General features: G+C 29.9%; 4 protein-coding genes and 2 pseudogenes. 3 read left to right on the forward strand and 3 right to left on the reverse strand.

All coding sequences use genetic code 11. The features are described from left to right. From CQA69_RS09450 to thyX, 3 genes and pseudogenes are all read right to left on the reverse strand, one after another. A pseudogene (locus CQA69_RS09450) lies at nucleotides 1-102 on the reverse strand (hypothetical protein); the annotation flags it as partial. Between the two features lie 180 nt (nucleotides 103-282). Then, nucleotides 283-1,029 (reverse strand): annotated as a pseudogene (locus CQA69_RS08670) (cache domain-containing protein); the annotation flags it as partial. Nucleotides 1,030-1,195: 166 nt separating this feature from the next. Then, entirely contained in the window at nucleotides 1,196-1,819 is a 624-nt protein-coding gene (gene thyX / locus CQA69_RS08675) for an FAD-dependent thymidylate synthase (protein ID WP_137621382.1), read from the reverse strand. Between the two features lie 122 nt (nucleotides 1,820-1,941). Here thyX and CQA69_RS08680 point away from each other — a divergent pair, with 122 nt between their 5' ends. Genes CQA69_RS08680 through CQA69_RS08690 form a run of 3 tightly spaced genes read left to right on the forward strand, consistent with a single transcriptional unit; the run spans nucleotide 1,942 to nucleotide 6,146 of the window. Continuing rightward, the gene (locus tag CQA69_RS08680) at nucleotides 1,942-3,579 is read left to right on the forward strand and encodes a CTP synthase (RefSeq protein ID WP_137621383.1); all 1,638 of its coding nucleotides are present in this window, start codon (nucleotides 1,942-1,944) and stop codon (nucleotides 3,577-3,579) included. Beyond that, nucleotides 3,563-5,152, forward strand: a complete 1,590-nt coding sequence (gene recJ, locus CQA69_RS08685) for a single-stranded-DNA-specific exonuclease RecJ (protein WP_137621384.1) — start codon at nucleotides 3,563-3,565, stop codon at nucleotides 5,150-5,152. Before CQA69_RS08680 ends, recJ begins: the two co-directional genes overlap by 17 nt. Before the next feature lie 4 nt (nucleotides 5,153-5,156). Next, the gene (locus tag CQA69_RS08690; RefSeq protein ID WP_137621385.1) at nucleotides 5,157-6,146 is read left to right on the forward strand and encodes an asparaginase; all 990 of its coding nucleotides are present in this window, start codon (nucleotides 5,157-5,159) and stop codon (nucleotides 6,144-6,146) included. The last annotated feature ends 136 nt before the right edge of the window (nucleotides 6,147-6,282 follow it).

Consider the following 6,282-nt stretch of genomic DNA (forward strand, 5'->3'; position numbering starts at 1 on the left):
ATTAGTTTTTATATTAATAGTAGAGACATTCTTTGTTTTATGATTGATGAAATCAAAGAATGAGTTAAGACCAGTTTGGATGGTGGTGAGTGGGGAGAGGAGTTTGGCTGTTACGATGTAGAGTAAAACAATGCTTATAGCAATAGTAACTATAACTAAAATAGCTTGTATCCACGCTATTTTAGAAACATATGCTTGAATTTTCTCTACAGGTTCAGATGAACAAATAGTATAATCGTTAAATTTAGAACACATAGCAAGTCTCTCGCCACCCTGATTTCTCACATAAGAAAATGATTTATAATCTCCAGTTGTTTTAAATAAGCTATCAATATTTGGGATATTAGGATTTTGCCCTAAAAAAGCTTTATTTGATGAAGCAAATACATAATTATCTTTATCATAAACAAATACATCTCCTGATAATTTATCAAATTGATTTTGCAAACTTGTTGTTAAGACATCAACTGCTAGTACTCCTATAAATTTACCATCTTTATAAAAAGGCATAGAGTAAGTAAAACAAGGAAGATTAGTAGCTGTATCTATATAGGCAGAAGACATAAATAAAGTATTTTTTGATTTTGCGTTTTTATACCAATCTCTTGTTGTGGAATCGTAATTATCTGCTTTTCCATAGATAATAGCATCAACATTTTTTTTATCGCTTCTTGGATCACTTCCGATATATTCACCGTTTGGTAAACCTATATAAGCTGCTAACAAATCTCCAGCTTTTCTATGATTTTGAAAAATCAAACCTGCACTATGCAGTATAGAATTTTCATCAGAAAAACTACTTAAAGGTAATTTGTTTAGACTATTGGAAAGTTCTTTTAAAACCGCTAGTTTTACTTCATTATAATTTTGCATAGAACTTTTTGCAGTTCTGACGTAATTTGTTTGTGCAGAGATTTCTTGGTCTATTAAAGCATCTTTAACAAAAATAAAAGTCACAATACCTAAGGCAAGCAAACAAATTATAGCTACTATGTTAGCAATTAAAGACATTTTAATTTTTATACTCATAACTATCCCCTTCTGTTGAAATTTTAACGATTTATAAAAAGCGAATTTTATAAAAAAATAATTTATTTTTCAATAAAAAATTCTTATTTTTTCATTAAAATAAGAGATTAAAAGTTAATTTATTTTTTATGGATAATGATTGTAAAACAATAGTCATCAATAAAATTTATTCTATATCTTTATGCAAACAATGCTCGAAAATAAATTGATGTTCCTCTGGTAAAGTTTCAAATAAAGCATTAGCTAAGTTTCTAATCTCCCAAAGAGCAGATTTTGAGCTGCGAAGTGAAATGAAATTTTGCAAACTCCTAGCATTTATGGTTAAAGTAAGTTCAGTTTTATAGCTTTCTGGTAAGCAATATTTGGCTATATCTAAACTAATACTTTTTTGCAAAATCACTCTTAAATTTTCTAAAGCTTTTATGCTGGCATTATCCACTTCTTCATTTCCACAAAGCACCAAATATCGACTAGCATTTTCAAAATCTCCGACTTTAAATTCATTTTCATTGCGAAGTTCTTTTAGGGTATATCTTGTGCTTTTTACACTAGGACTAGTATGACGATGGCGTGCAACTTCTTGTAAGCAAGCTCTTGAAATTCCTTGAATATAAAAAGTATAGTTTAAATGCTCTAAGGTTGAAGCATGCTTGAATTTGTTGCCAACGCGATCAATGAGCTCCTTATCTTTTTCACCGCCGCAATCGCCTTTTTCAAAGCTTTGCCAACAAGTTCTTGTTGCGTGAGAACATATAGAAAGTGGAGTGTGAAAAAGTAAAGTGATTTTCATAATTTTTCCTTGAATAATGAAATTTGTTTTTTATAATTCTCGCATTTTTTACTTAAAATTCTAATGAAATAAAAAGTTTTATTAAGCTATAATTAAATTAAAAATTAAGGTTAAATTGAGCGATGAAAAAACAAACAAAATATATTTTCGTAACAGGCGGGGTTTTAAGTTCTTTAGGAAAAGGAATTGCCGCTGCTTCGATTGCTACTCTTTTAAAAAATTCGGGATTAAAAGTGAGCATACTTAAAGCAGATCCTTATATTAACGTTGATCCTGGAACAATGAGTCCTTTTGAACACGGTGAAGTTTTTGTAACCGATGATGGAGCTGAAACAGATTTGGATTTAGGGCATTATGAACGTTTTTTAGATGAGAGTTTATCTCAAGATAATAATTTCACAACAGGGCGCGTTTATCAAAGTGTCATCGAAAAAGAAAGGCGTGGAGAATATCTCGGAAAAACAATACAAGTTATTCCACATATTGTAGGAGAGATTAAAGATCGAATTGAAAAAGCAGGAAAAAATAAAGATATATTGATTGTAGAAATTGGAGGAACAGTTGGTGATATAGAAGGCCTTCCATTTTTAGAAGCTATTCGTGCTTTACGTTTAGAAGTGGGCAAAAACAATGCTATGAATATACATTTAACTCTTGTGCCTTTTATAAAAGCAGCAGGAGAATTAAAAACCAAACCAACTCAACATAGCGTAGGAGAGTTAAGACGTATAGGAATTAGTCCCGATATGATTATTTGTCGCAGTGAAAAATCTCTCGATAGGGATTTAAAAGATAAAATTGCTATTTCTTGTGGTGTGGAAAAAAATTGTGTTATTGAAAGTGTAGATGCAGCAAGTATTTATCAAATTCCACTTAATTTTTTGAAACAAGATATTTTAAATCCCATTGCAAGCATATTAAATCTTAAAATTTTAAAGCCAAATATGGAAAATTGGAATAGTTTAGTAAAAAGAGTGATTGCTCCAAGCAATGAAGTAAAAATTGCTTTTGTGGGCAAGTATGTGGATTTAAAAGAAAGTTACAAAAGTCTTACTGAGGCTATTATACATGCAGGTGCAACACTTGATACTAGAGTGGAACTTAAATGGATTGATAGCGAAAAACTTCAAAATTTAGATTTAGTAGAAGCATTTAAGGATATTAGTGGAATTTTAGTTGCTGGAGGTTTTGGATCTAGAGGAATAGAGGGTAAAATAAAAGCAATCAATTATGCAAGAGAAAACAAAATTCCATTTTTAGGAATTTGCCTTGGAATGCAACTAGCTTTAGTGGAATTTGCTAGAAACGTTTTGAAAATTAAAGATGCAAATTCAAGCGAATTTGATGAAAAATGTAAAAATCCTATTATTTATTTAATTGATGAATTTATCGATTCAAATGGAAAAAAACAAATTAGAACTGCTAAAACGCCTTTAGGTGGAACTATGCGCTTAGGTGCTTATGAGTGTGAAATCAAACCTAAAACTATTTTGGCAAGGGTTTATAATAATACAAAAAGCGTAAAAGAGCGTCATCGTCATCGTTATGAAGCTAATCCAAAATATCGAAAAGATTTTGAAAATAACGGACTAATTGTAAGCGGAGAAAGTCAAGGGCTCATAGAGGCCGTAGAGTTAAACTCTCATCCATTTTTTTTAGCCGTGCAGTTTCATCCTGAATTCACTTCAAGGTTAGAACACGCAAATCCAGTGATTTTCGGTTTTATTAAGGCAGCGATTCATTATGAAAAAGATCAATAAAAATGAAGTAAAAAAAATTTTAGCTTCTCGTTTTGAAAAAGATCTTCATACTAAACTTTGCGATCTTCCTTTGCCATGCTGCTTAAAAGATATCTATAAAGCAGCAGAGCGTATAAAAATAGCTATAGAAAAAAATGAAAAAATTGCCATCGTGGGCGATTATGATGTTGATGGCATAGTATCGTGTGTGATTATGGCAGAATTTTTTGATGATATAGGTTTTGATTATATAGTGAAAATTCCAAATCGCTTTAAAGACGGCTATGGATTAAATTCCGAAATTATTAATGAATTGAATGTGGATTTAATTATAACAGTAGATAACGGAATAGCAGCTCTTGAGGCTGCTAAACTCTGTAAAGAAAAAAATATTGATTTAATCATTACCGATCATCATATGCCTCAAGATGTTTTGCCTGATGCTTTTGCGATAATAAATCCTAAACAAAAAGATTGCGATTTTCCAGATATAGAAATTTGTGGAGCTCAGGTAGCTTGGTATTTAATTGCTGCCTTAAAAGAAGTTTGTAAATTAAAATATGATATGGTTAAATTTTTAGAATTATTAGCTATTGCTATAATTGCTGATATGATGGAACTTAGAGATTTAAATAGAGCCTTAGTGAGAAAAGGAATAGAATGTATAAATAAATCTAAAAGAGCAGCTTTTAAGGCTATTAAAAATTATTATCAAAAGGATAAATTTTCTTTAGATAGTATAGGATTTTTAATCGCTCCACTTATAAATAGTGCTGGAAGAATGGATGATGCGAATATTTCTTATGAATTTTTACATACGAAAGATTTAAATAAAGCTTTGGAATATTTAGAGCAAATTGCTAATTTTAATGAAAGTAGAAAAGATGAGGAAAGGCAACTTTTTGAAGAAATTTTAAGTCAAATCAGCGATGATGATTCTTGTATTGTAGCATCTGGAATGAATTGGCACGAAGGAGTTTTGGGTATAGTAGCAAGCCGTTTGGCAAAACATTTTAATAAACCTGCTTTTGTATTTTCACAAAATGAAGAACGTTTAAAAGGTAGTGCTAGAAGTGTTGGTAAAATTGATATTTTATCTTTAATTTCTAAGGCAAATTATTTATTGAACAATTATGGCGGACACAAGGGTGCTGCAGGCTTGAGCTTGGATGTTCAACATTTTGAAAAATTTAAAATTTTGATGCAGCAAGAATGTGCTCAAATTCATGAGAATGAGTTTTTAGATGCTGATGAAATTTTAGGGATATTAGAACCAAAAGAAATTGATTTTGAAATGTTAGAAATTTTAGAATCTTTTGAACCTTTTGGACATAAAAATCCACGACCTTTTTTTGTTTTAGAAAATGTAAAAGTTAAAAATAAGAAAATCTTAGGAAAGAATGAAAAACATTTAAAATTGGTTTTATCCAAAGAAAATAAAATTATTGAAGCTTTATTTTTTAATTTTGATAAAGAACCAAATATTAATGAAAAAATCAACATACTTGGCAGTATTTCTAAAAATGAATTTAGAGGACTTTTAAGCCCTCAATTTATTATAAAAGAAATTTTAACCAAAAAAAGTGTAGGATAGATTGATGAAACCAAAAATTGCAATTTTAGCAACAGGCGGAACTATAGCAGGAACTATAGATAGTGCTATTGCTACAACAGGATATAAAGCAGGGGCTTTAAATATAGAAGTTTTGCTTGATGCTGTACCACAAATTAAAGAATTTGCAACAATTATAGGTTATCAGATATCTAATATAGATAGTTCTAGTATGTCTAATGAAATTCAGCTAAATCTTGCCAAAAAAATCAATAAGCTTTTGATTGAAGATGAAATAGATGGAGTGGTGGTTACGCATGGAACAGATACTATGGAAGAGAGTGCTTATTTTTTAAATTTAACTGTTAAAAGCGATAAACCAGTAGTTTTAACAGGTGCTATGCGTCCAGCAACTTCTATGAGTGCAGATGGTCCTAAAAATCTTTATAATGCTGTAGCTTTAGCCACTAATGAAAAATCTAAAAATAAAGGCGTTATGATCGTTATGAATGATCGAATTTTAAGTGCCAGGACTGCAACAAAAACTCATACTTTAAATTTAGACGCCTTTTTTTCTCCAGATTTTGGAGACTTAGGATATATTTTAGATGGGAAAGTATATTTTTATAATACAATTGAAAAATTACACACTAAAAATACTCCGTTTAATATAGATAATCTTGAAAATTTGCCTAAGGTGGATATACTTTATTCTTATTCTGATGATGGAAGCGGTATTGCAGCAAAAGCTTTATTTGACAATGGAACGCAAGGTTTAGTAATAGCAGGAAGTGGATCAGGAAATATACACCAAAATCAAAAAAATATACTAAAAGATTTAATGAAAAAAAATCTTATTGTTGCGGTTAGCTCTCGCATACAAGCAGGTCAAGTTGTTTTAAGCAAAGAAGATGAAGATTTAGGTTTTATTTGCGCTCAAGATTTAAATCCACAAAAAGCTAGAATTTTGCTTATGCTATCGCTTACAAAAAATAACAATTCTAAAAAAATTCAAGAGTATTTCAAAATTTATTAATGTTTAAAAATTTAAATCTAACTAGGATAATCCTACCTTTAATCCCCCTTTAAGCTTAATTAGTTATACTTTCATTTCCTTTTTTTATCTAAATTTTTTATCTAAAAAATTTTGTTCTTTTAATTTAGTATTGTTA

It is taken from the genome of Campylobacter estrildidarum (assembly GCF_005406205.1).
Taxonomy (GTDB): Bacteria; Campylobacterota; Campylobacteria; order Campylobacterales; family Campylobacteraceae; genus Campylobacter_D; species Campylobacter_D estrildidarum.